Here is a 23,015-nt window from a genome sequence, read left to right as displayed (position 1 = left end):
GAGTGAGACCATGAACAACACTGAGAGCAAACGTAAGCCCTACGTGCGCGAGATGAAGAAAGACTGGTGGCTGAAGAATGCCTTCTACACCGGTTACATGATCCGCGAAGGCACCAGCATCTTCGTCTCCATCTACGCCGTCGTGCTGATGTGGGGTCTGCTGCGCCTGGTACAGGGTCAGGAGGCATTCAACGGCTGGCTGGAATCCCTGCAGAGCCCCATTGCCATCCTGTTCCACGTCATCGCCCTGGCAGCCTGCCTGTTCCACGCCAAGACCTGGTTCGCACTGGCACCGAAAGCCATGCGCATCTTCCGTGGCGAAGACCTGGTGCCGGAGAAGCCGATCGTCATCGCCCAGTATGTGGCGCTGGCGGCGGTATCCCTGCTTGTCCTGATCATCGTGGCCTGAGGAGAAAACCATAAGACGTTCTGACGAACCCGGTTATTGGTGTCTGTTTGGTACCGGGCTCTCACTCAGAAACGTTGGCCACGATCACTCAATCATGATTTGAGGAAAAAATATGAGACGTTCTGACGAGCCAATTTACTGGGGTCTGTTTGGTGCGGGTGGCATGGTGGTTGCCATGCTGCTGCCGGTCATTGTCCTCATCACAGGTCTGCTGGTGCCCATGGGTATCATGGACGTGGAGACCATGAGCTACGAGCGCGTGCTGGCATTCGCCAGCTCCTGGTGGGGTGCCTGCATCCTGTTGGTCATTATCGCCCTGCCCGTCTGGCACGGCATGCACCGTATCTACCACGGCCTGCATGACTTGGGGATCCACACCACCAAGCTGCACCACTATGTGTTCTATGGCTTCGCCTTCCTGGTGTCCGCCATCACCGTCGGTCTGCTGATGGTGCTGGTGCTCCAGTAAGCACATCCTGACTGCATGACAAACCGGGCCCAGTGCCCGGTTTTTTTACGACCATCTTCCGCTGTTCATCTCCACCCGGCAGCTGGCCTGCGCGCTCGTTCGGCATCCGTCACCAGAGTCGCGGAGCCGGTTCACGGCCGTTTTCCGCGTAGTAGAGCGACGGCAGAAACTGCGCCAGATAACTGAACTCGCTGTAGCAGTGGCGCATCAGGTTGAAGCCTACCTCGTCCGGCACCTCGTCAAACGGGTTGGCGCAGGCTTTGCCCAGCAGAAAACGACTGCGCAGCACACAGCCGTATGGGGTATCCCGCGCCAGGTGCAGCATCTCGCCATCCAGCGGCGCACCGTTGTCATCCAGCGCCACCTCGTCGCCAAAGCCGATACGGGCGCAGATGGCGGCAGAGAGAGCCTGCGTCTCCCGCGCCTCCTGTAGCGATTGCGGGGCGAACACCTCTTCGGCGCCGTGGAACTTGAGGCGGGCCGCCACCGGCGGCAGCTCGGCAAGCCACTCCACCGCCTCTATGCTGGCTCCCACATAACGCTCACCTTTTTTCCAGTGATGATCCCAGCCCCGGTGCTCGACATGATCGTGGGGGTGCCACCACCTGATGTGCTGGGTCGTCTCGAAGAAGGTGAACCACCAATCCAGCATGCGCCCCTTGCAGCCGTGCAGATCGGTGCGGATGGCGACCGTCAGCAGGCCGTCGGTGCTGCGGGTCAGACCCATTTCCAGGCGAAGGGGCTGCGGGCTGAGCAACTCATTGATGTCATTGACGCCCCAGGGGGCAAACAGGGCAGAAGGATGCATGATATGACTCCCATAAATTTAGGAAACGAAGTTCGTTTCCTAAATTACGCTATGCCTGTATGCTGGGTCTGTCAATGCTTTCCAGGAGCCCATATGTCGCACCAGAACGATGAAGAAACACGCTCACGAGGCCGTCCGGTCACCCCGGAAGCCGACCTTCGCGCCGCCCTCGCCGAGGCGACACTGACCTTGTTGCTCAAGGGGGGCTACAGCGCGGCGACCGTGGATGCGGTGGCTAAAGAGGCGGGGGTTGCCAAGAAGACCCTCTACCGCTTCGCCGCCAATCGCGACGAGCTGGTGGCGCAGGCGGTGCGCAGCTGGACCGATGCCTTCCAGCCGGCCTTCGAGCAGGATGCAACCCACCCCGAGGCACTGGGAGAGATGCTGGAGCAGGGCTTGCAGGCGATTGCAGATCAGGTGCTGAGCGCACCGGCGGTGGGCATGTTCCGGCTGCTGCAACATCAGTTCGCGGGGCGGGATGCCCTGTTGGTGGCCTATCAGGAGAACGGTATTGCCCGCGGCAGGGCGACCCTGGCGGCGTGGCTACAGCGCCAGCAGCAACTGGGCTGGCTGCGCGAGCTGGACGCTGCCCAGACCAGCGATCTGTTGCTGGCGATGACCATGGCGGAGCCGCTGCGCCAGATGGCGCTCGGCTTGCTGGCGCCGGGCAGCGACATTCGCGAGCGCATCACCGCGGCCGTTGCGCTGGTGCTGCCCGGCTTGATGCGAGGGTAGGCGTCCTTCCTCAGCGTGCCACCTCCTGCCATTGAGCCAGCAAGGGCGCAGGGATGGCGCCGTAGCGCAGGGTCGGGGTCTGGTGCCACTGCGCCAGCTTCTGGATGGCCTTGCCCAGATCCTGGGCCAGGGTCCGGGTCACCCTGACCCCGTCTTCCAGATAGAGGCTCTTGACCTCGAACACCCCCTCCTTGCGATGGGCCTTGGCGTCCATCCTGCCCACCAGCTTGCCGCGATGCAGCAACGGCAGCACGAAATAACCGTACTTGCGCTTGGGGGCCGGGGTATAGCACTCGATGCGATAGTCAAAGCCAAACAGCTCGCTGGCCCGCTTGCGATCCCACACCAGCGGGTCAAAGGGCGAGAGCACGGCGGTGTGGCTCGCCTTGAGGGAGCCTGCCTGGGCCCGGACCAGTTCATCGCCCAGGGAGGCGTGAACGAAGGCTCCGTGCTGCCACCCCTCCACTCGTACCGGCAACAGCTCCCCCTCGTCCGCCAGCTGGTGGAGCAGGGCGTCGTATTTCCCCCGTTTAAGGCGATAGTAATCCGCCACCCAGCCGGTCTTGACCAGCCCCAGCGCCCGGCAACTGGCTCGCACCATGTCCCGCCGGGCGAGATCAGGACTCGGCAGATCCCGCTCGTCGTTCCACTCCGGCATGACCCGCTCGGCGAGATCGTAGACCCGCTGGAAATTGCGCCGTTCGCGCACCATCAGCTGGCCTGCGGTAAACAGCACCTCCAGGTGGCGCTTTTCGGGCTTCCAGTCCCACCAGCCGTTGCCCTTGTCCCCCTTGCGCTCGAAGTCGACGGCCCGCACCGGGCCATCCTGGCGTATGCGCTCGACTATCTGCGCTATCTCGCCGCCGTGGGTCTTGAGCCACTGGGCGGAGAACTTCCAGCCCATGGCGGCGGGATCCAGCATGCGATGGCGCAGCAGCCGGTAATCTTCCCGGGGGACGAAACAGGCCTCGTGGGCCCAGTATTCGAAGAGGTCACCATCGGCCAGCAGTTGTTCCAGCCAGCGCGGATCGTAGTGGCCGAGACGGCTGAACAGCACCAGATAGGGGCTGCGGGCCACCACGGAGATGGTGTCTATCTGCAGCAACGCCATGCGGCGAATGCAGGCGAGCAGGTCGGCGGGGGTTGCTCTGGCGCGGCGCGGGGTCAGCAGCCCCTGGGCCGCCAGTTGCAGGTGGCGAGCGTCTTGCAATGAGAGGTGGGGGATCGACATGGAGATAGGGGCATCCGTTCCTGGGCATCAGGCCACCAGCATGCCCAACTCATGGCCAAATGAAAACGCCCCGCTCAGGGTTTGGTGAACACCGCCACATCCGCATGAGGAAACTCGACCGCTGCCTGCCAGCGGACCGCCAGGGCACGGAACGAGGCCTCGGCGAAGAAGACGATATGGGTGGGATCGTGGCGATAGCGCCAGGTCTTGAAGCGCTCGTCCCCCAGCACCCGCTGGGTCTGCAACACCAGCACCCCGCTGGGCTTGAGACAGCCCCAGAGCGTGTCCAGCACGGCGCGGGGGGTGGCGATGTGCTCTATCACCTCGGTGCTGGTGATGAAGTCATATTGCCTTGTCAGGCACTCGGGGTCGTCGGCATAGAACTTGTCGTAACCCGCCATCTCGAAGCCCGCCTCCCGCCCCATGGCGATGAGGGCAGGCCCGGGGCCGCAGCCAAAATCGAGGCCGCTGGCAGGAGGCGACACCCGGGCCAGCACCTCGCCAAAGGCACGCATCAGAAAGGCCCGGTAGCGGGGATCGTCCACCCGGTTGTCGTGCCCGTCATAGACCGCCTTCTCTGCCCCCTCGTCCAGATGGTCCGCCTCGTCCATCCAGACCAGCTCGCACGCCAGGCAGCGGTAATAGCCCTTGCCCGCCACCGGCAGGGCATGGTGCCGAGGGGAGAGACACAGGGGACAGTGAACAGGGGATGACATGGCAGCTCCTCGGGTGGCGACAGCGGGGCAGATTGCCTGCCACGCCCGCTGCTGGCAACTGTTTTGTCTGGAGCCCCCATCGACCCCCGTTCACCCCCCGCCAGTTTTTTTCGTCTTTTTTTGCGCCTTAAGGGTTTCTTAAGTTTGCCCTTTTACTCTCATCCCATCGCAAAAGAAGGAGCCAACCATGACCATCGAGATCCAAGCCCCCTACCGGCTGATCCTGGCCGAATCCCCGCAGCAGGTCATGGCGCTGCAAACCTATATCCAGGCCGCCTATACCCTCGAGTTCAACGCCCGCATTCCCCATTTTCTGCCCTGCCAGCTCGGGCTCTACCGGGCAGATGGCGTGCTGGTCGGTGCCTGCGGCCTTAACCAGGCCTGCCATGGCGAGCACGAGCAACCGCTCTATCTGGAGCAATATCTGGAGCAGCCTGTCGAGGCCGCCATCGAGACCCGTCTCGGGGTCCGTCCGGCCCGCCACCGCATCATCGAAGTGGGCAATCTTGCCTGCAGCGAACCGGGTCACGCCCGCCTGATGTTTGCCGCGCTGTGCCGTCTGCTGTGTGACAACGCCCTGGACTACGTGGTGTTCACCGGCACCGCCAAGCTGCGCAACAGCTTTACCCGCCTGCGTCTCAACCCGGTGGAGCTGGCCCCCGCCCAGGCCCATCAGGTGGGAGAGGATGCCAGCGCCTGGGGCGAATACTACCGCTGCCAGCCCAAGGTGATGGCAGGCGACATCAACCAGGGGCGCGAGGTACTCGCACAGAGCAGCCTGCTGCTCAACCTGCTGGGGCCCATGCCCCGCCTTTTTAACCATGCCGACATCGACAGGAGGTGCGCACAATGACGCTGTTCGACACCATCGCCCACCATGCCAGCCAGACCCCGCACCAGCCTGCGCTGCTAGGCAGCCAGGGTGAGCTGGATTACCAGAGCCTGTGGCAGCAGATCCAGCAACTGGCAGGCGTGCTGCAAGGGGCCGGCATCCGCCGCCTGGCCCTGCAACTCGACAACGGCCTGCCCTGGGCACTGATCGATCTCGCCTGCACCTGGGCCGGCATCGTGGTCATCCCGGTTCCCCACTTCTTCAGTCCGGCGCAGCAGACGTGGCTGCTGGAAAGCAGCGGAGCAGACGCCCTGGTCGGCCCGGAGCACCAGGGGTGGCAGTCCGCCTCACCCCTCGTGCTCATGGCAGGCAGGCCCGATGAGCAGGCCGTGCCCCTGTGGCGCCGCATCCCGGCCCGCCTCCCCGAGCTGCCGGCGGGCACCGCCAAGATCACCTATACCTCTGGCACCACGGGGCAACCCAAGGGCGTCTGCCTGTCGCTGGAACAGATGACGGCGGTCTGCGGATCCCTTGCCCTGCGGGTGGCCCCTGCCCGGGTTGAGAAGCACCTGACCCTGCTGCCCCTCACCACCTTGCTGGAGAACCTGACCGGCTTGTATGTACCGCTGCTGACCGGCGCCTGCAGCCGCATCCCCTCCCTGGGGGAACTCGGCTTCTCGGGCTCCAGCAAGCTGGATCCTGCGGCCCTGGCCCAGGCACTGCTGCGCTGGCCCAGCCACAGCCTGGTGCTGGTACCCGAGTTGCTGCGCCTGCTGCTGGCTCTGTGCCTCAATACCCCTGCCCTGGCGACACAGCTCGGCACCCTGCGCTTCGTCGCCGTGGGCGGCGGCAAGGTCGCCCCCGAACTCATCGCTCACGCCCGTGCGGCGGGGCTGCCGGTCTACGAGGGATACGGTCTCTCAGAATGCGGCTCCGTGGTCGCCCTGAACGGCCCCCACGGGGATCGTCCCGGCAGCGTCGGCCTGCCTCTGCCCCACTGCCAGGTGACGATCGCCGCAGACGGCGAAGTCATGGTCAGCGGCAGCGCCATGCTGGGCTACCTGGGGGAAGAGGGCGAGACGGGCAGCCAGATCGCCACAGGGGATCTGGGTCGGATCGACGAGGAGGGCTATCTCCATATCACGGGGCGCAAGAAGAACGTGCAGATCACCGCCTTTGGCCGCAACTTCTCCCCGGAGTGGGTGGAAGCCCAGGCCCAGCTCTGCCCGGCCATCGCCCGCATCGTCATCTTCGGTGACGGTCAGCCCGCCAACGTGGCCCTTATCCAGCCGCTGCCGGGCAGCCAGTCCCAATTGCCAGAGCAGATTGCCCGGCTCAACCAGCAGTTGCCCGATTACGCCCGCATCCATCACTGGTTGCCGGTCGCCCTGGATCAGCTCCCTGGCCTGCTGACGGCCAACGGGCGCCCCCGTCGCAATGAGATTTATCACCATTTTTCCCGGCAGATCAGCCAATGCCTCACAGGAGAGACCTCATGAGCTTCTACCAGACCCTGCAACAAGCCACCGCCTGCGAGCGCGAACGCCTGTTCAACGCCCCCATCATCGAGGCCTGCCGCCGCGGCGACATCAGCCGTGACACCTACCTCGCCTTCCTGGCACAGGCCTACTACCACGTGCGCCACACGGTGCCGCTCCTGATGGCCACCGGCGGCAAGCTGGGGCAGGAGTACGAATGGGTGCGTGGCGCCATCAGGGAGTACATCGACGAGGAGTACGGCCATCAGGAGTGGATCCTGAACGACATCCGTGCCTGCGGCGGTGATGCCGAGGCGGTGCGCCACGGCCAGCCGGGCCTGCCCATCGAGCTGATGGTGGCCTTCCTCTACGACCAGATCCAGCGCGGCAACCCCATGGGCTTCTTCGGCATGGTGCAGGTGCTGGAAGGCACCAGCGTCGCCATCGCCCTGACCGTCGCCGACCAGCTCAAGAGCGGTCTGGGTCTGCCGCCCCAGGCCATGAGCTACCTGAGCTCCCACGGGGCCCTGGACCAGGAGCACCTCAAGTTCTTCGAATCCCTGATGAACCGGGTGGAAGATGCCGCCGATCAGGCCGCCATCATTCACGCCGCCAAGGTGGTCTACCGCCTCTATGGCGACATGCTCTATCAGCTCACGGGATCCTGCCAATGAAGCTTGAAGGCAAACGCATACTGCTGACTGGCGCCAGTGGCGGCATTGGTGAAGCCCTGGCCCATGAACTGGCGGCCCAGGGTGCCCATCTGCTGCTGCACGGTCGTCGGGCCAGCGCCCTGGAGCGCCTGCGCCGGGAGCTGCCTCATCCGGATCGCCACCAGACGGTGACGGCCGATCTCGGCTCTCCCCATGAACGGGCGCAGCTGCTGCAACATCCGGCCCTGGACGAGGGGCTGGACGTGCTCATCAACAGTGCAGGCTGCAACCAGTTCGCCTGGCTGGAAGATCAGAGCAGCGAGCAGGTGACACGCCAGTTGCTGCTCAACGTCGAGGCGCCCATCCAGCTCACCCGAGCCCTGCTGCCCCGGCTGCGCAAGCCCGCCATCATCATGAACATCGGCTCCAGCCTCGGGGCCATCGGTTTTGCCGGCTACAGCGTCTATTGCGCCAGCAAGTTCGCCATGCACGGCTTCAGCGAGTCCCTGGGGCGGGAGCTGGAGGGAACCGGCATCAAGGTGCTGCACTTTGCCCCCCGCGCCACCCGTACCCACCTCAACTCCGAGGCGGCTTATGCCATGAATGCCGAGCTCGGCACACGGACCGACAGCCCGCAGGACGTGGCCGAGGAGGCCGTCATCGCCCTGTGCAACGAGACACGCCGCCGCTGGCTCGGCTGGCCGGAAAAGCTCTTTGTGCGGCTCAACGGCCTGCTGCCCGCCTTGGTGGACATGGCCCTGGCCAAACAGCGCCCGATCATCGAGCGCCACGCCCGCCGCACCGCCTCCCCAGCCCCCGATCACAGGAGCGATCCCGCCTGTGCGACAAACGAGAAGGAACATTGAGATGAAGCACGCCACTTTCCGTCCCCGATTTGGTCACGGCCCCCTGTTGCTCGCCCTGGGGGGCCTGCTGACAAGCGGTCTGGCCCAGGCCGCCGATGCCCTGCCCACCATTCAGCAGGAGTGGGCCCACTGTCAGTACCAGCAGACCGGCAACGCCAAGGAGAGCTGCCTGGAGAGCCTGAGTGCCAAGGCCGATGAGGCGAGCGCCAAGGAGGCATTTCGCACCGATCTGCTGATCTGGTCCGCCATCGTCAAGAGCACCTGGGCGGGGGCCAAGGGCGGCCTCGGCGCCCTTGGTCTGGTGAAGGAGGCCAAGGCCAAGCTCGAGATCGCCATCAAGCAGGATCCCAAGGCGCTGGAAGGCTCGGCCTACACCAGCCTGGGCTCCCTCTACTACCAGGTGCCGGGCTGGCCGGTGGGCTTTGGAGACGACGAGAAGGCGGAGAAGCTGCTCAAGCAGGCGCTGGCCATCAATCCCACCGGCATCGACCCCAACTTCTTCTACGGCGACTTCCTGCTGGATCAGGGTGACAAGGCACAGGCGAAGGTCTATCTGGACAAGGCCCTGGCCGCCCCGGCGCGCCCTGGCCGCGAGGTGGCGGACGAGGGCCGCAGAATGGAAATTCGCGAGCGTCTCGCCAAGCTGTAAACACAAGCAGCACAGTGTGCTATTTCAACTCTGCCCACCAGCTTGCATACTGGTGGGCAGTGTCGTTTGAGGGAGAGAACAATGCGGATCCTGTTGGTGGAAGATGATGTGATGCTGGGAGACGGCATGGTGGATGCCCTGCGCAGCAGCGGCTACACGGTGGACTGGCTCCAGCAGGGGATGCCGGCCCTCTCGGCGCTCAAGAGCGAGGAGTTTGCCGCCCTTGTCCTGGATCTCAACCTGCCGGACATCGACGGCATCAGCCTGCTGCGCAAGTTGCGCCGGGAGGGGCAGCCCCTGCCCGTGCTCATCCTGACCGCCCGTGATGCCCTGGACGACCGGGTGCTGGGGCTGGATGCAGGCTCCGACGACTACATGGTCAAACCCTTCGCCCTGCAGGAGCTCAACGCCCGGCTGCGCGCCCTGGTGCGGCGCAGCAAGGGGCAGGCCCAGGCGGTGCTGGAGTACGGGGAGCTGCAGCTCTTCCCCGCGTCACAGCAGGTCACCTATCGGGGCGAGCCGGTCAAGCTCACCCCCCACGAGTACAAGCTGTTGCAGGAGCTCATCACCCAGAGCGGCCGGGTATTGAGCCGGGATCAACTGCAACAGAGCCTCTACGGCTGGGACGAGGGGGCAGAGAGCAACGCGGTGGAGGTGCACATTCACCACCTGCGCAAGAAATTCTTCCCCGAGCTCATCCGCAACATTCGCGGCGTCGGTTACATCGTGCCCCAGCTCGACGTCCAGGGCGCAAGAGGAGCCTCCGCCCCATGAGCCGTGTCCGTTCCATCCGCCGTTTTCTGCTCTCCGGCATCCTGGCCCTGGTCAGCCTCAGCCTCGCCATCAGCGGCCTTATCGGCTACCTGCAGGCCAACCACGAGATGGAAGAGCTGTTTGATGCCCGTCTCGCCCAGTCCGCCCGCATCACCAACCAGTTGCTCAGCCGCTATCTCAAGCAGAGCGGCGAGCTGCCGCGCAACGGCACCGTGTACCAGGAGTGGGTGCAGGCCGTCCCCGAGACGCCCCACATCGAGAAGGGCGGCTTCTTCCAGTTCGGCCAGGACAACGAGTTCACCCCCTATGGCCATGAATTCGAGCACAACCTCTACTTCCAGTTGCTGAGCGAGCAGGGCGCCGTGCTGCTGCGCTCGCCCAATGCCCCGGCCCAACCGTTGACCACCCTGGAGCGGGGCTTCAACAGCGAGACCAAGGATCATCACGAGTGGCGCACCTTTACCCTCTACAACGAAGGTGAACAGACCTGGCTCATCGTGGCGGAGCGGGATGACGAACGCAGCGAGCTGGCCAGCAAGATGGCCACCCTCACCATGCTGCCCCTCTTCATCACCCTGCCCTTCCTGCTCGGTCTGCTGTGGTGGCTGATCACCCGGGGGCTGTCACCGCTGCACCAGCTGGCGCAAGCCATCGGCGAGCGTCATCCCGCCAACCTGAGCCCCCTCAATCTCGCCATCAAGGCCGAGGAGCTGACGCCGCTGGTGGGGGAGATCAACCGGCTGATGCACGCCCTCGCTGACACCCTGGATCGGGAGAAACAGTTCACCAACGAGGCCGCCCACGAGCTGCGCACCCCCCTCGCGGTGCTGCGCATCCACAGCGAGAACGCCATGACGGCCGAGGATGATCAGAGCCGGGAGCAGGCCCTGCGCAAGATGCTCTTGGCCCTCGATCGCAGCGACCGGCTGATCCGCCAGTTGCTGACCCAGGCCCGCATCGACAACCAGCAGAGCCCGGCCCTCACAGCCCTTCCCTTGTTCCCCTTGTTGCAGGGCACCCTGGCGACCCTGGCCCCCATCGCCCTGAAAAAGGATCAACAGCTGTCCCTGGAGGGCGCCGAACAGGTGCAGGTAATGGGACAGGCGATGTTGCTGGAGCTGATGTTCGGCAACCTCATCGACAATGCGCTGCGCTACACCCAGGTGGGCGGCGAGGTCGCCGTGGTGGTGAGCCAGGTGGGCAACCGGATCCGGGTGGATGTGCGGGACAACGGCCCCGGCATCCCCACCGCCGCCCTGTCCCGGTTGTGCGAGCGCTTCTTCCGGGTCAATCCCCAGCAGGGGGATGGCGTGGGCCTTGGCATGGCCATCGTTTCGCGCATCGCCCAGCTTCACGGAGCGGATCTCGACATCCACAACCGGCCCGAAGGGGGGCTCGAAGTGAGCGTGCTGCTGCCCGCCTCGCGCCAGGCATGAGGGATCAGCCTTTGCGCACGCCATGAAAAACGGGGGCCAGGCCCCCGTTTTTCATGGCTGCACCACCCTAGTCGCAGGTGGGCTGTACCGTGAAGGTCCGGCTCGAATCCACCGGTCCCAGCTCCGCCAGCAGACGGCGCCCCAGCAGCACCGGGTAGATCATCTTGCTGCGATCCCGCAGGGTGAACCACTCCTTGTAGACCTGGTCCCCGACGCAGACGGACATGGTCACCGTCGGGCGCTGCTCCATGCCGCCCGCCCCGCGCACCGTCACGCTGCGCTCCACCGGTCGCTCCACGCTCCGGCGCACCACCTTGTCGGTATTGGCATCGGTCAGCACCAGGTTGAAGCGCACCCAGGGCTTGCCATCCTTCTTGAAATGCTTCAGGTCGCGGGCATCCAGCGACGAAGTGAGGGCACCGGTATCGAGCTTCATCTTGACCGCCACTCCGTAGGGCATCAGCACCCCCTTCTCGATCCAGCCATAGCTGGTCTGGGCCGCCATCGCGCTGCCGCACAGCGCCCACATCATGGCCGCCGCCACCATTCTCTTGCCCATCTTGCTCTCTCGCCTTGTCAGTCTTGCGCCCAGATGTATCACAGCCAACTGCCGGGTCAACCGGATTCTGGCGTGCAGGGGAGCGGGCTCTGGACGCGGTGCCAACAGGCGACAATCCATGCCGGGCACGGTGCGTGAGTGGGGAATGCAGCAGGAAAACGAGGGGAGAACAGGGTGCTGGATGACGCTGGCGGCCATCCTCAGGTTGTGACGCCAAAGGCTACCACAGCGGTGCGTGAATTATCAGTCTTGTTCTGACGGGATTTTTGCCTACACTGCTGTAAACCGGAGGGCCTGAAAACCACCGGTTTTTTTGCGCCTGCCGAAAAGTTGCCACTGCAAAGTGACCTCTCACACAAGGCTCAATAAGGAATTCGCAATGCGTATCGAAGAAGACTTGAAGCTCGGTTTCAAGGATGTCCTGTTTCGCCCCAAGCGCTCTACTCTCAAGAGCCGTTCCCAAGTCAGCCTGACCCGCCAGTTCACCTTCAAGCACACCCAGACCCGATGGCAGGGCGTGCCCGTCATCGCCGCCAACATGGATACCGTCGGCAGCTTCGCCATGGCGCGTACCCTGGCCAGCTTCGAGATGATGACGGCGGTGCACAAGCACTACAGCCTTGCGCAGTGGCAAACCTTCGTCAATGAGACCGACCCGGCCCTGCTGGGCCATGTGATGGTCTCTACCGGCACCTCGGAGGAGGACTTCACCAAGACACGCCAGATCCTCGCGATGTCCAGCGCCCTGCGCTTCATCTGCGTGGACGTGGCCAACGGCTACTCCCAGCACTTCGTCGAGTTTTTGCGCAAGATCCGCGAGGCCTGCCCGAACCACGTCATCCTGGCGGGCAACGTGGTGACCGGCGAGATGGTGGAGGAGCTGATCCTCTCCGGCGCCGACATCGTCAAGGTGGGCATAGGCCCGGGTTCGGTCTGCACCACCCGGGTCAAGACCGGGGTCGGCTACCCGCAGCTCTCCGCCATCATCGAGTGTGCCGATGCGGCCCACGGCCTGGGTGGCCAGATCGTCGGTGACGGCGGCTGCACCTGCCCGGGGGATGTGGCCAAGGCCTTCGGCGGCGGTGCCGACTTCGTGATGCTGGGGGGCATGCTGGCCGCTCACGAAGAGTGCGGCGGTGAAATCGTCGAGGTCGAAGGCGAGCCCTTCATGAAGTTCTACGGCATGAGCTCGGCCAGCGCCATGGACAAGCACGCCGGCGGCGTCGCCGAGTATCGCGCCTCCGAAGGCAAAACCGTGCTGCTGCCCTACCGCGGCCCGGTGGAGAACACGGTGCGCGACATCCTGGGCGGGGTGCGATCCACCTGCACCTATGTGGGGGCCAGCCAGTTGAAAGAGCTCACCAAACGCACCACCTTCATCCGGGTGCGCGAGCAGGAGAACAACGTCTACGGCAAGGAGTAAGTTCCTCCTTCGGCCCCGAGCCGACCGTTAGAAGCCGACCGACCGGTGTGCTACCCTGCGCACCAGTTTTTTTGCATCTGGGATCCCGCGCCATGACAAGCCCTCTCCCCCCGTTCGACTGGGACATCTTCTGCTGCGTCGTCGACAACTTCGGTGACATCGGCGTCACCTGGCGACTCGCCCGCCAGCTCAAACAGGAAGGCGCGCTCCCGGCGCAGAAGAGTGAGGTGCAAGTGCGGCTCTGGGTGGACGATCTGGCTAGCTTCGCGCGCATCTGCCCGGCGCTCGACCCCGCACAGGACGGTCAGTGGGTCGATGGCATCTATGTCCAGCACTGGCACGAGCGCCTCCCCGCCGACATGACACCGGCCAGGGTGGTCATCGAGGCGTTTGCCTGCGAGCTGCCCGCCCCCTTTATCGAACGCATGGCCGAGCAGACCATGCCCCCCTGCTGGATCAACCTCGAATACCTCTCGGCCGAGAGCTGGGTCGAGGATTGCCATGGCCTCGCCTCGCCCCAGCAGGTCGGCAGCCGGCGCCTCGACAAGTACTTCTTCTTCCCGGGTTTCACCGCCAGAACCGGCGGCTTGCTGTGCGAGCACGGCCTTATCGTCGAGCGCGAGCGCTGGCAACAGGATGAAGCGGGACTGACTGCCTACTGGGCCAGCCTCGGCTTGCCACCCCAACGAGAAGACGAGCTGCGGGTCAGCCTCTTTACCTACGAGAGCGAGGCGCTCAGGAGCCTGGTCGAGGGCTGGCGCCAGAGCGTCACCCCCGTCACCCTGCTGCTGCCGCTGGGGCGCTCCCTCGACGACGTGCTCATCGGCGCAGGGCTGGCAGAGGCCATTCCCGGTGCACGGGCCGGAGATCTGCTCCAGGCGGGCAACCTCACCATCAAGCTGCTGCCGATGACCGATCAGAGGGGCTACGATCGCCTGCTGTGGAGCTGCGATCTCAACCTGGTGCGCGGGGAGGACTCCTTCGTGCGGGCCCAGTGGGCGGGGCGCCCCTTCCTCTGGCACATCTACCAGCAGGAAGAGGATGCCCACATGGTCAAGCTGGACGGTTTTCTCGACCACTACCTCTCCCCCTTGCCAGCGTCGGCCGGTCAGTGGCTGCGCCGCTTCAACCATGCCCTCAACCGGGGGGAACACACCGGTGAACTCTGGGCACAATGGCCGCAATACGCGGCCATATGGCAGCAACATGGGCACACCTGGCCACAGAGGCTGCTGGCGGACGGGGATCTCGTCACGAGGTTGGTGAAATTTTTAGAAAGCCGTATATAATCTGGCAGTTTTTATCCGTCCGTTTCACGAACAGGAATTTTTTACATGAAAACCGCACAGGAAATCCGCGCTGGTAACGTAGTCATGATCGGCACCGAGCCGATGGTGGTCCAGAAGGCTGAATTCAACAAATCCGGCCGTAACTCCGCCGTGGTCAAGATGAAGCTGAAGGGTCTGCTGAACGGCAGCGCCACCGAGACCGTCTTCAAGGCCGACGACAAGCTGGAAGTCGTTCAGCTGGAGCGTAAAGAGTGCACCTACTCCTACTACTCCGACCCGCTGTATGTCTTCATGGACACCGAGTACAACCAGTACGACGTCGAGAAAGACAACCTGGGTGATGCCCTGAACTACCTGGTAGACGGCATGGAAGACCTCTGCGAAGTGACTTTCTACAACGAGAAAGCCATCTCCGTAGAACTGCCGACCACCATCGTGCGTGAAGTCGAGTACACCGAGCCGGCCGCCCGTGGCGACACCTCCGGTAAAGTGACCAAGCCTGCCCGCCTGAAGGGCACCTCCTACGAGCTGGCCGTTGCCGCCTTCGTGGAGATCGGTGACAAGATCGAAATCGACACCCGTACCGGTGAATTCAAGCGTCGCGTCAACTAAGTTGACCCCTTGATGTGATTGCAAAAAAAGCGAGCCCAGGCTCGCTTTTTTATTGGCTGGCACCTCACGGCCGGCCTGATGAGAAGCCGTGCCCCTAGCGGCGATGGGCCAGTGCCCGCACCAGCCTGTCCCCCACCCCCTGTACCAGTTGCACCAGCAGCAGCAACATGACCACTGTCCCTGCCATCACCTTGTCGTCAAAGCGCTGGTAGCCGTAGCGGATCGCCAGATCCCCGAGCCCGCCACCACCGACCACCCCCGCCATGGAGGAGAAGCCAATGAGCATCACCACCGTCAGGGTGAGTCCGGCCAGCAGCGCCGGCAAGGCCTCGGGCAGCAGCGCCTTGACGACCACGTGCCAGCCGCTGCCCCCCATGGCGAGCACGGCTTCGACGCGCCCCTTGTCCACCTCATCGAGGGCGCTCTCCACCACCCGGGCAAAGAAGGGGAAGGCCCCCAGGGTAATGGGAACGATGGCGGCGGTGCTGCCCAGTGAGGTGCCGACCACCAGCCGGGTCAGGGGGATCAGGGCGATCAGGAGCACCACGAAGGGGAGCGACCGCCCGATGTTGATACCGATCCCCAGCACCATGTTGAGACGGGGCAAGGGCAGCACGCCCCCGGGACGGGTCACCACCAGCAGCACCCCGGTCGGCAACCCCAGCAACAGGGTGAACACGGCCGCCACTCCCACCATGTAGAGCGTTTCGAGCGACCCCTGATACATCAGTTCGAGCAAGGCATCGACACTCAGGCGACTCTGCATAAACGCACCTCCTCTGTGACTCCGTGACGCGCCATGAAACGCCGCAGGATCTCGGGATCCGGCAACAAGGCCTGCCGCACGCGGGAGTCGGGGTTGGCCAGCAGGGTGCCCAGAGCGCCGCTTTCCACCAGCTGACCCCGTTCAAGCAATGCTGCGTGATCGCAGATGGCCCTGACCACCTCCAGCTCGTGGGTGATGAGCACTATGGTGATCCCGAGGCGGCGGTTGATGTCGGCAAGCAGCGCCAGCACCGACTCCGTGGTCTCCGGATCCAGGGCACTGGTCGCCTCGTCACAGAGCAAGTGGCGCGGATTGGCGGCCAGGGCGCGGGCGATGCCCACTCGTTGCTTCTGTCCCCCCGACAACTGGGAGGGAAAGGCGCGACGGTGCTCGCCAAGCCCCACCAGTTCCAGCAGCTCGCTGACCCGGGCCGCCCGCTCCCGGCGCGCCACTCCGGCGATTTCCAGCGGGACTGCCACGTTCTCCTCCACGCTGCGGGCGTGCAGCAGATTGAAGTGCTGGAAAATCATGCCGGTCCCCTGACGGTGGCGGCGCAAGGCCGCCCCCTCCAGGGCCGTGATGTCGCGGCCATCGAACAGGATGCGGCCCCGGCTTGGCCGCTCCAGCAGATTGAGGCAACGAATGAGCGTGCTCTTGCCCGCGCCGCTGCGCCCGAGAATGCCGTAGATGGCCCCATCCGGGATCTCGAGCGACACCCCCTCCAGAGCGGGTTGCCCGTGCCCCGGGTACTGCTTGCCGAGCCCCTCCAGCACTATCATGACTGCCGCCCGGCCACCGGGATCACCGACCCCTTGTAGCTCTTGCGAATGAAGTCGGCGATCGCCCTGGACTCCAGGTCCCGCGCCAACTGGCGGATCCGCGGATCATCCTTGAGCGCCGGGGTGGTCACCAGGATGTTGGCGTAGGGATTGTTCTGGGCGCTCTCCAGCCCCAGGGCATCGCGAGCAGGCTCCAGCCCCGCCTCCAGGGCATAGTTGCCATTGATCACCGCCAGATCCACGTCGTCGAGGGAGCGCGGCAGCTGCGGCGCCTCGATCTCCAGGATCTTGAGCGCCTTGGGGTTGGTGGCGATGTCGTGCACCGTCGCCAGATCCCGCGCCGGATCTTCATGGCCGGCCTTGAGGGTGATGAGCCCCTCGTGCTGCAACAGATAGAGGGCCCGGCTCAGGTTGGTGACATTGTTGGGCAGGGCTATCACCGCCTTTTCCGGTACCTCCCTCAGGTGCTTGAACTTCTTCGAATAGATGCCAAGAGGCTCCACGTGTACGGTCGCGGCCACCACCAGCTCGGTGCCGAGCGCCTTCTCCTGATCCCGCAGGTAAGGGACGTGCTGGAAATAGTTGGCATCCACATCACCCGCCACCAGCAGGGCATTGGCATTGATGCCGCCGCTGAGCTCGATCACCTGCAGATCCAGCGAAGGGTCCTGGCGTTTCACCTCGCCGAGGATATCCGCATGGGGCAGTGGATCCGCGGCAACCCGCAGCGCCTGGGCTGCCTGGGCGGAGAGAGAGAGTCCGAGGGCCAATACCAGGCCGCTCAGGGAAAACAGTCCGTGCTTGTTCATCTTGTGCTCCTTGCCATGCAATCAATGGGTGGTTTCGCCGACCGCCAGCGCCCGGGGCGCCGGCAACAGATCGGCATGGTGGCGCAATGCCACATCAGGGTGAGAACGCAGCCGCCCCTTGAGGTAGTTCCAGCCCACCTCCCGCAGCAGCGGATTGTGCGGGTCGGTGGCAGGCCCTCTGACTTCACGGGCCAGTGCCTCGGGCAGCGGATAGACGGGCACCACGGCGTCGAGCTGGGCCCCCAGGAAGAAGGCGATGGAAAGACGCTCCTGCCCCGGCGCCGACGGCACCACCCGGTGCACGGTCGCCCGCAGGTAGCCGTTGCTGGCCAGCTCCAGCAGCTCACCGATGTTGACCACGAAGGTGCCGGGGAGCGGGAGCGCATCGATCCAGTGATCCGGCGCCACCTCCACCTGCAGGCCGGGCTGGTCATCCTGCAGCAGGAAGCTCAGGAAGCCCGAATCCTTGTGGGGACCGACCCCCTGAGTGGCGCCCCGCTCACCGGGATAGCGGATCAGCTTGATATGTTCGTTGGGACGCTCTCCGTGCAGGGCATCGAAGGCATCTGGCGACAGTGCGAGCGCCTCGGCAAAAGCCCCGAGCAGGGTACGGGACATGCGGGTCATCTGCCCACGCCAGCGCGTCAGCACGGGTTGCAGTGTCGGCAGCGCCTCCGGCCACTGATTCGGCCCCTGCAACCGCCACCAGGGCGGGTCGCCCGCCGCGCGCGGCAAGGCAGGGCGATCGGCACCGATATCAAACTGCTCTCGCCAGTCGGGTTGACCCCGGGTCAGCTCTGCCCCCGGTCGGTTGTAGCCACGAAAATGGGGAGAGTGGATCATGGCGACCTGCTGCTTGGCCGCCAGAGGCAGCGCAAAGAAGGCCCGCGACAGCTGCTGCACCTCCTGTTGCAGCTCGGGATCGATGCCGTGGCCGGTCAGGTAGAAAAATCCCGTCTCTCTCGCGGCATCGCGCAACGATGCCAGAAAATCGGCCCGAGCGTCGGGCGAGGCATCCAGCTGCCTCAGGTCGAGGATGGGCAAGTGAACCAAGGTGCTCATGGCGATAACGCTCCCTGTCGATGGAAAGTGAGGGTGAATCTCTCGTTCTGACGAGACAGGGGGGAGAATTCTCCGCCTGCGGCCAGTGACGACATGCCCCGGCCCCCTGTCTGCCTGCCCTTACTGAACCATGTATGGGTCACAGGATGGAACAATCAAAACCGGGAATGCTTTGCCATTTGGAACAATCCCGGGCCAGTGTCCGGCCCGCCGGTCAGACCCTCTTCGCCACCGCCGATGCCGATGTGCCCCCTTGCCCTAAAGAAACCCCCGGCGAGGCCGCTATGAGGGAGTGCTGGAGGATCCCCCATGACATTTCGCCCCTATCTGCTGCTGACCCTGCTTGCTTTTGCCGCCCACGGCGCCGGGCAGGCACCGTCAGGCGCCGCCCTGGATCCAGCCCCCCTGGTTCCCCCCGACTACTGGCAGAGCAGCGACTGGCAGGGAATACCCGACAGCACCAGGGTGGACAAGCAACAGGTACTGTTTGCCAAGCACGACAGCGACAACTACGTGGGTCTGGTCATCCTGCTGCCCGACTGGCAGCGCAGCGGCCAGCTGTGGCAACTGACCCGGGAGCTGGGGCGCCTCGGTTTCGATACCCTGCTGCTGCTCCCCTCGCCGCAGCAGACCGAACTCGACCCCGCCGCCGAGAAGAAACAGCAGGTCATCGACGATTTTCGCAAGCAGTTTGCCTCCCGCATCAGCAAGCTGGGGGATGCCAAGCTGCAGGAGGGGGGCTTCAAGCTGCTGCTGGCCCAGGGTACCAGCGCCGCCTGGGCCGCCAACCTCATCGCCAGCGAACAGTTGCCCGCCCCCGATGCCCTGGTGCTGCTCGACGGCTTCTTCCCCAACCAGCTGAGCAACCAGACCCTCGCCAAGCAGATAGCCCAGGGCAGCATCCCTACCCTGGATCTCTATCAGGAGGAGGGAGGACGCTGGCCCCTGCTGGCGGCCGAAGCCCGCAGAAGCGAGAGCCGCCGCAGCCACAAGCTCAACTACCGCCCCTATGCCCTGATGGATCTGGAGGAGACGCCGGGGCGCATCCAGGGCTGGCTGACGCACCTGGGCTGGATCTGAGTCCCTCCGAGGCACAGCCACCCGCCTTTTGCCTTCCCCATCGGACTTGACCCGATGCCACCGCGCTGGTCAGCCGCCCTCCATGTTTGGCATCATGTCCGAACCAATGGCAGGAGGCTTCATGCAGCAAATCGTGTTTCTCGACAGCGACACCCTGGACACCGGCATCAATCTGCGCCGCCCCGATTTTCCCCATCACTGGCAAAGCTACCCGACCACGGCACCGGATCAGGTGGTGGAGCGGCTCAAGAGCGCCAGCATCGCCATCATCAACAAGGTGCGCATCGGGGCCGATGAACTGGCCCAGCTGCCCGAACTGCGCCTGATCGCCCTGGCCGCCACCGGCAGCGACAACCTGGATCTGGAGGCGTGCCGCGCCGCCAATGTCGCCGTGTGCAATATCCGCAACTACTCGGGCCCTTCCGTCCCCGAGCACGCCATGGCCCTGATGCTCGCCCTGTCGCGCAACCTGTTCGCCTGGCGCCAGTCCCTGCTGGAGGGGCGCTGGCAACAAAGCGGCCAGTTCTGCTTCTTCGACCACCCCATCACGGATCTGCATGGCAAGCGCCTCGGGATCATCGGCAAGGGAACCCTGGGACAGGCACTGGGACAGCGGGCCAGCGCCATCGGGATGGAGGTCTACTATGCCCAGAGCCAGGTCGGCTCCCCGGGGGATGACGACAGACTGCCCCTGGATGCCCTGTTGCAAAGTTCGGATGTGATCAGCCTGCACTGCCCGCTCACCCCCTACACCCGCCATCTCATCGGGGAGCGGGAGCTGGCCCTGATGAAACCGGGCGCCCTGCTCATCAACGTGGGCCGTGGCGGCCTGGTGGACGAGCAGGCGCTGCTCGAAGCCCTCGGCAACCGCCGTCTGGGCGGCGCCGGTTTCGATGTGGCGAGTGTCGAGCCGCCGCCTCCGGATCACCCCCTGATGCAGGCCCTGCGTTACCCCAATTTCATCCTGACTCCCCACGTGGCCTGGGCCAGCGAAGAGTCGATGCAGCGCCTCGCGGATCAGCTCATCGACAACATCAACGCCTTCTCCCTTGGCAGGCGCCAGCACCGGCTGGTGTAAGAGGCCGCTCGCCGCCCCTTACGGGCCGGCAGCGGGATCAAAAAAAGGGGCCAAAGGCCCCTTTTTGTCGGTCAGCTTGCCGCGGCATCAGTCGTCATGCCATCTGTGCTTGCGGTGCTTTTTGTGTTTCTTGTGGTGCTTGTGATAGCGCCTGTCATCGTAATAGCGATCGCCGCGGCTCTCGTGACCATCCCCGGTCCTGGCTCCGATGGCGGAGCCACCGGCACCACCGATACCGGCGCCGATCAGCTGGCCCGTACTGCCACCGACGCTCTTGCCGATGGCTGCCCCGCCCAGGGCACCGACGGCGCCGCCGAGCGCAGCTTCGTTCTTGTTGCCCCTATTGGCCGTGGCCGCACCACCGGCCGCGCCCCCCAGGGCAGCCCCCACCAGGGCGCCGGTGTCGCCACCCAGCTCCTTGCCGATCATGGTGCCCGCCACCCCGCCGGCTCCGCCGCCGAGAATGGTATTGAGGGTCTCGGATGCCTGCACCTGTCCTGTGCCCAACAGCAACGCCCCCAGCAGCGCCAGTGCGCTCATGCCAAACGGTTTCATTTTCATGGGGTACTCCTGTCAAACCTGATGATTGATTATTTTTCCCTGCACTATACAAAGCCCCCTGACCTGCGCCACTGCCGCAAGGGGCACCTCACGGCCAGCCCTCCCTGTCTCCGGTTCGCGACACGATGCAAGAAAGCAGGCTAACCACCTGAAACCACATCAAAAAAAAAGGTCACACGAGAAATCATCCCCGTCATGACCCTTTTCTAGGCCCAAAGGCCCTTTTTTGCAGCAATCACCGTCAGACAGATACTGTCACAACCTCCCCGTCAACGGGCAACGACGCCGCCAGATGCCAGCAATCCCGCCCCTGGTGCTTGCTCTCGTACAGGCAGGCATCGGCCCGCTCGAGCAGCGTCAGGGCATCATCCGGATAGCGCGCGCCGCCGGCGCTCAGGGTGATGGCGTCGGCGAACTCCCGCCATTTCAGGGCCTTCACCCGACCGAGCAGGTGGGTCAGGCGACATTCCACCTCCGCCTGCTCCCAGGGCAGCAAGGCCGCAAATTCATCGCCCCCGATGCGGTAGACATGCTCATCCCCCAGGGTTCTCGCCATGATGGTGGCTACCCGAAACAGCACCGCATCCCCCACACCGTGTCCCCAGCTGTCGTTGACGCGCTTGAAGTTGTCCACATCGAACAGCACCAGCCAGTAGGGTGTCCCCGCCTGCTCCAGCCCGGCCCGCTGCTGATCGAAGGCTCGCCGGTTCAGGATGCCGGTGAGAGGGTCGTGGAGCAGGGCATCCTGCCCTTGCAGCAGGCTGTTTCACACCTGTTCTATCTCCCCCAGGCTGCCGTGCACGAACCAGGTTCGCTGACGCCGCTGGATCTCCTTTCGCGCCTCATCCCGGATGAGGCCGCTGAGCGAGCCCTGCACAAGCGCCTGCTCCTGGCGAAAGATCCGCATCAGAAAGCACAGGCTGCACAGCCAGATGCAGAGCAGCGCCAGGGCGGGCAGCACCACCATCAGCAGGGTGTCTTGCAGGTTTTCATGAAAATGGGAGGGGGGGAGATAGACGTTGAGATCCCACTCCATCCCCTCCAGAGCGTGTTGCAGGTGGCGACCGGCCCAGAACCCGTCCAGCCCAGCCGCCTGCGTCTCCCGCTCGAGATGGGGCGGCAACAGCGACAAATTGTGCCCCACCACCAGCTTGCCGCCCTTGCGCTCGGTGATGTAGAGGGCCACCGGGTCCTCACCCACTGCCCGGTGCAACGCCCCCTGCAAGGCGCTGAACGACATGTCCACCATCAGCAGCCCAAGCAGTTGCCCCTCATCATCCTTGACCCGCTTGATGAGAGTCAGTACCTGCCGGGCCGAATCGAACGCCGGGTAGGGACCGAACCAGACGAGATCATCACCCTCGCCGGACAGGGTCTGGTACCAGGGCCGCGCCTGTACCCGGTAGCCCTCCGGTTGCTGCCAGTCGGGATAGCTGTCGAGCCGATGGGTGCGCGCGTTGTAGAAATAGAGGAAGTGGGCGTCGTACTTGAACTGATGGGCAATGGCCCAGATGGGATTGATGGCCGATGCCCCGGCAGCGATGGCCTGCTTGTCCAGGGACGCCTCCAGTACGCCAAGCTGGCGGCGGTTGTCCTGCGCCATGTCCTGGAGCAGGGTGGCGTCGAGGGCGGCCAGCATGTGACCGTAACCCGCCACCGTCTTGTCGATGCTGCTCAGGTAGCTGGCTGCCGCCAGCAACAGGGTGGCGATCAGCACCAGCCCTCCCAGGAGAAACGACAGCGGAGTCAGTATGTAATAGCGTTCCTTGATCAGCGCCGCCGTCATGTCAATCTCTATAAAATGTCATATTGGATGAATTTTATAGATTAAAAATCTGCAAAAGATATTGATTGAAGTCATTAACATCCACTGCTAATGATAAAAAAGATATCAAGGTGTCTCACGGCCATATTCACATCCGTCATGTGAATATCCATAAA

General features: G+C 64.3%; 24 protein-coding genes and 1 pseudogene. 15 read left to right on the top strand and 10 right to left on the bottom strand.

Annotated elements, in window-relative coordinates:
• Positions 1 to 10 precede the first annotated feature (10 nt).
• Both PG883_RS00715 and frdD read left to right on the top strand, forming a co-directional pair.
• Positions 11 to 409, top strand: a complete 399-nt coding sequence (locus PG883_RS00715; protein ID WP_010673804.1) for a hypothetical protein — start codon at positions 11 to 13, stop codon at positions 407 to 409.
• 112 nt (positions 410 to 521) lie between these two features.
• Positions 522 to 878, top strand: coding sequence for a fumarate reductase subunit FrdD (gene frdD / locus PG883_RS00710; RefSeq protein ID WP_010673803.1), 357 nt, complete (start codon positions 522 to 524; stop codon positions 876 to 878).
• 109 nt (positions 879 to 987) lie between these two features.
• On the opposite strand, the gene PG883_RS00705 is transcribed toward frdD, so the two are convergent.
• Positions 988 to 1,686, bottom strand: coding sequence for a DAPG hydrolase family protein (locus PG883_RS00705; RefSeq protein ID WP_048207131.1), 699 nt, complete (start codon positions 1,684 to 1,686; stop codon positions 988 to 990).
• A gap of 93 nt (positions 1,687 to 1,779) precedes the next feature.
• On the opposite strand from PG883_RS00705, the gene PG883_RS00700 reads away from it, so the two are divergent.
• Positions 1,780 to 2,421, top strand: coding sequence for a TetR/AcrR family transcriptional regulator (locus tag PG883_RS00700; protein WP_048207129.1), 642 nt, complete (start codon positions 1,780 to 1,782; stop codon positions 2,419 to 2,421).
• Between the two features lie 10 nt (positions 2,422 to 2,431).
• Here PG883_RS00700 and PG883_RS00695 read toward each other — a convergent pair whose 3' ends face one another.
• The gene (locus PG883_RS00695) at positions 2,432 to 3,652 is read right to left on the bottom strand and encodes a winged helix-turn-helix domain-containing protein (RefSeq protein ID WP_270806844.1); all 1,221 of its coding nucleotides are present in this window, start codon (positions 3,650 to 3,652) and stop codon (positions 2,432 to 2,434) included.
• 74 nt (positions 3,653 to 3,726) lie between these two features.
• The gene (locus PG883_RS00690) at positions 3,727 to 4,368 is read right to left on the bottom strand and encodes a class I SAM-dependent methyltransferase (protein ID WP_219596702.1); all 642 of its coding nucleotides are present in this window, start codon (positions 4,366 to 4,368) and stop codon (positions 3,727 to 3,729) included.
• Between the two features lie 187 nt (positions 4,369 to 4,555).
• Here PG883_RS00690 and PG883_RS00685 point away from each other — a divergent pair, with 187 nt between their 5' ends.
• The 7 genes from PG883_RS00685 to PG883_RS00655 all read left to right on the top strand — a co-directional run bounded on the left by PG883_RS00685 (position 4,556) and on the right by PG883_RS00655 (position 11,056).
• Positions 4,556 to 5,221, top strand: coding sequence for a thermostable hemolysin (locus PG883_RS00685; protein ID WP_109111955.1), 666 nt, complete (start codon positions 4,556 to 4,558; stop codon positions 5,219 to 5,221).
• Positions 5,218 to 6,699, top strand: a complete 1,482-nt coding sequence (locus tag PG883_RS00680; RefSeq protein ID WP_270806843.1) for an AMP-binding protein — start codon at positions 5,218 to 5,220, stop codon at positions 6,697 to 6,699. Before PG883_RS00685 ends, PG883_RS00680 begins: the two co-directional genes overlap by 4 nt.
• Complete coding sequence (locus PG883_RS00675; RefSeq protein WP_039039563.1) at positions 6,696 to 7,352, top strand: TenA family transcriptional regulator; 657 nt, start codon at positions 6,696 to 6,698, stop codon at positions 7,350 to 7,352. The genes PG883_RS00680 and PG883_RS00675 overlap by 4 nt, the downstream gene beginning before the upstream one ends.
• The gene (locus PG883_RS00670) at positions 7,349 to 8,197 is read left to right on the top strand and encodes an SDR family oxidoreductase (protein ID WP_270806842.1); all 849 of its coding nucleotides are present in this window, start codon (positions 7,349 to 7,351) and stop codon (positions 8,195 to 8,197) included. Before PG883_RS00675 ends, PG883_RS00670 begins: the two co-directional genes overlap by 4 nt.
• A 1-nt stretch (position 8,198) precedes the next feature.
• A complete protein-coding gene (locus PG883_RS00665) occupies positions 8,199 to 8,846 on the top strand; it encodes a tetratricopeptide repeat protein (protein WP_104455469.1) in 648 nt (215 codons plus the stop codon).
• 81 nt (positions 8,847 to 8,927) lie between these two features.
• Entirely contained in the window at positions 8,928 to 9,620 is a 693-nt protein-coding gene (locus PG883_RS00660; protein WP_128296505.1) for a response regulator, read from the top strand.
• Positions 9,617 to 11,056, top strand: a complete 1,440-nt coding sequence (locus PG883_RS00655; RefSeq protein ID WP_045525604.1) for an ATP-binding protein — start codon at positions 9,617 to 9,619, stop codon at positions 11,054 to 11,056. Before PG883_RS00660 ends, PG883_RS00655 begins: the two co-directional genes overlap by 4 nt.
• Before the next feature lie 67 nt (positions 11,057 to 11,123).
• On the opposite strand, the gene rloA3 is transcribed toward PG883_RS00655, so the two are convergent.
• Positions 11,124 to 11,603: a retropepsin-like aspartic peptidase RloA3 gene (gene rloA3, locus PG883_RS00650; RefSeq protein ID WP_041201491.1), complete on the bottom strand. Its 480-nt coding sequence runs from the start codon at positions 11,601 to 11,603 to the stop codon at positions 11,124 to 11,126.
• 391 nt (positions 11,604 to 11,994) lie between these two features.
• On the opposite strand from rloA3, the gene PG883_RS00645 reads away from it, so the two are divergent.
• The 3 genes from PG883_RS00645 (at position 11,995) to efp (ending at position 14,939) form a co-directional block, all read left to right on the top strand.
• Positions 11,995 to 13,038: a GMP reductase gene (locus PG883_RS00645; RefSeq protein ID WP_270806841.1), complete on the top strand. Its 1,044-nt coding sequence runs from the start codon at positions 11,995 to 11,997 to the stop codon at positions 13,036 to 13,038.
• A 92-nt stretch (positions 13,039 to 13,130) separates the two neighbouring features.
• Complete coding sequence (gene earP / locus PG883_RS00640; RefSeq protein ID WP_270806840.1) at positions 13,131 to 14,327, top strand: elongation factor P maturation arginine rhamnosyltransferase EarP; 1,197 nt, start codon at positions 13,131 to 13,133, stop codon at positions 14,325 to 14,327.
• Positions 14,328 to 14,372: 45 nt separating this feature from the next.
• A complete protein-coding gene (efp, locus tag PG883_RS00635) occupies positions 14,373 to 14,939 on the top strand; it encodes an elongation factor P (RefSeq protein WP_010673788.1) in 567 nt (188 codons plus the stop codon).
• Positions 14,940 to 15,033: 94 nt separating this feature from the next.
• On the opposite strand, the gene PG883_RS00630 is transcribed toward efp, so the two are convergent.
• The 4 genes from PG883_RS00630 to PG883_RS00615 are packed head-to-tail and all read right to left on the bottom strand — an operon-like array spanning position 15,034 to position 18,355.
• Positions 15,034 to 15,705 carry a methionine ABC transporter permease gene (locus tag PG883_RS00630; protein ID WP_010673787.1) on the bottom strand — a complete coding sequence of 224 codons (672 nt, stop codon included), beginning with the start codon at positions 15,703 to 15,705 and terminating at the stop codon, positions 15,034 to 15,036.
• Positions 15,690 to 16,484, bottom strand: a complete 795-nt coding sequence (locus PG883_RS00625; protein WP_010673786.1) for a methionine ABC transporter ATP-binding protein — start codon at positions 16,482 to 16,484, stop codon at positions 15,690 to 15,692. Before PG883_RS00625 ends, PG883_RS00630 begins: the two co-directional genes overlap by 16 nt.
• Complete coding sequence (locus PG883_RS00620) at positions 16,481 to 17,293, bottom strand: MetQ/NlpA family ABC transporter substrate-binding protein (RefSeq protein WP_010673785.1); 813 nt, start codon at positions 17,291 to 17,293, stop codon at positions 16,481 to 16,483. Before PG883_RS00620 ends, PG883_RS00625 begins: the two co-directional genes overlap by 4 nt.
• Before the next feature lie 21 nt (positions 17,294 to 17,314).
• Positions 17,315 to 18,355 (bottom strand): isopenicillin N synthase family dioxygenase, encoded by a 1,041-nt coding sequence (locus PG883_RS00615; RefSeq protein ID WP_010673784.1) that lies wholly within the window; start codon positions 18,353 to 18,355, stop codon positions 17,315 to 17,317.
• Between the two features lie 309 nt (positions 18,356 to 18,664).
• Between PG883_RS00615 and PG883_RS00610 the strand changes: the two genes are divergently transcribed.
• Positions 18,665 to 19,435: a DUF3530 family protein gene (locus PG883_RS00610; RefSeq protein WP_128296498.1), complete on the top strand. Its 771-nt coding sequence runs from the start codon at positions 18,665 to 18,667 to the stop codon at positions 19,433 to 19,435.
• Positions 19,436 to 19,556: 121 nt separating this feature from the next.
• Entirely contained in the window at positions 19,557 to 20,513 is a 957-nt protein-coding gene (locus PG883_RS00605) for a D-2-hydroxyacid dehydrogenase (protein ID WP_128296497.1), read from the top strand.
• An 87-nt stretch (positions 20,514 to 20,600) separates the two neighbouring features.
• On the opposite strand, the gene PG883_RS00600 is transcribed toward PG883_RS00605, so the two are convergent.
• Together PG883_RS00600 and PG883_RS00595 are read right to left on the bottom strand one after the other, a co-directional pair.
• Positions 20,601 to 21,074 carry a YMGG-like glycine zipper-containing protein gene (locus PG883_RS00600; RefSeq protein ID WP_039041096.1) on the bottom strand — a complete coding sequence of 158 codons (474 nt, stop codon included), beginning with the start codon at positions 21,072 to 21,074 and terminating at the stop codon, positions 20,601 to 20,603.
• A 241-nt stretch (positions 21,075 to 21,315) separates the two neighbouring features.
• A pseudogene (locus PG883_RS00595) lies at positions 21,316 to 22,860 on the bottom strand (diguanylate cyclase domain-containing protein).
• Between the last annotated feature and the right edge of the window lie 155 nt (positions 22,861 to 23,015).

This window comes from Aeromonas sp. QDB25 (assembly GCF_027707725.1).
Classification (GTDB): Bacteria; Pseudomonadota; Gammaproteobacteria; order Enterobacterales; family Aeromonadaceae; genus Aeromonas; species Aeromonas caviae.
This window is presented reverse-complemented; position numbering and strand designations above follow the sequence as displayed.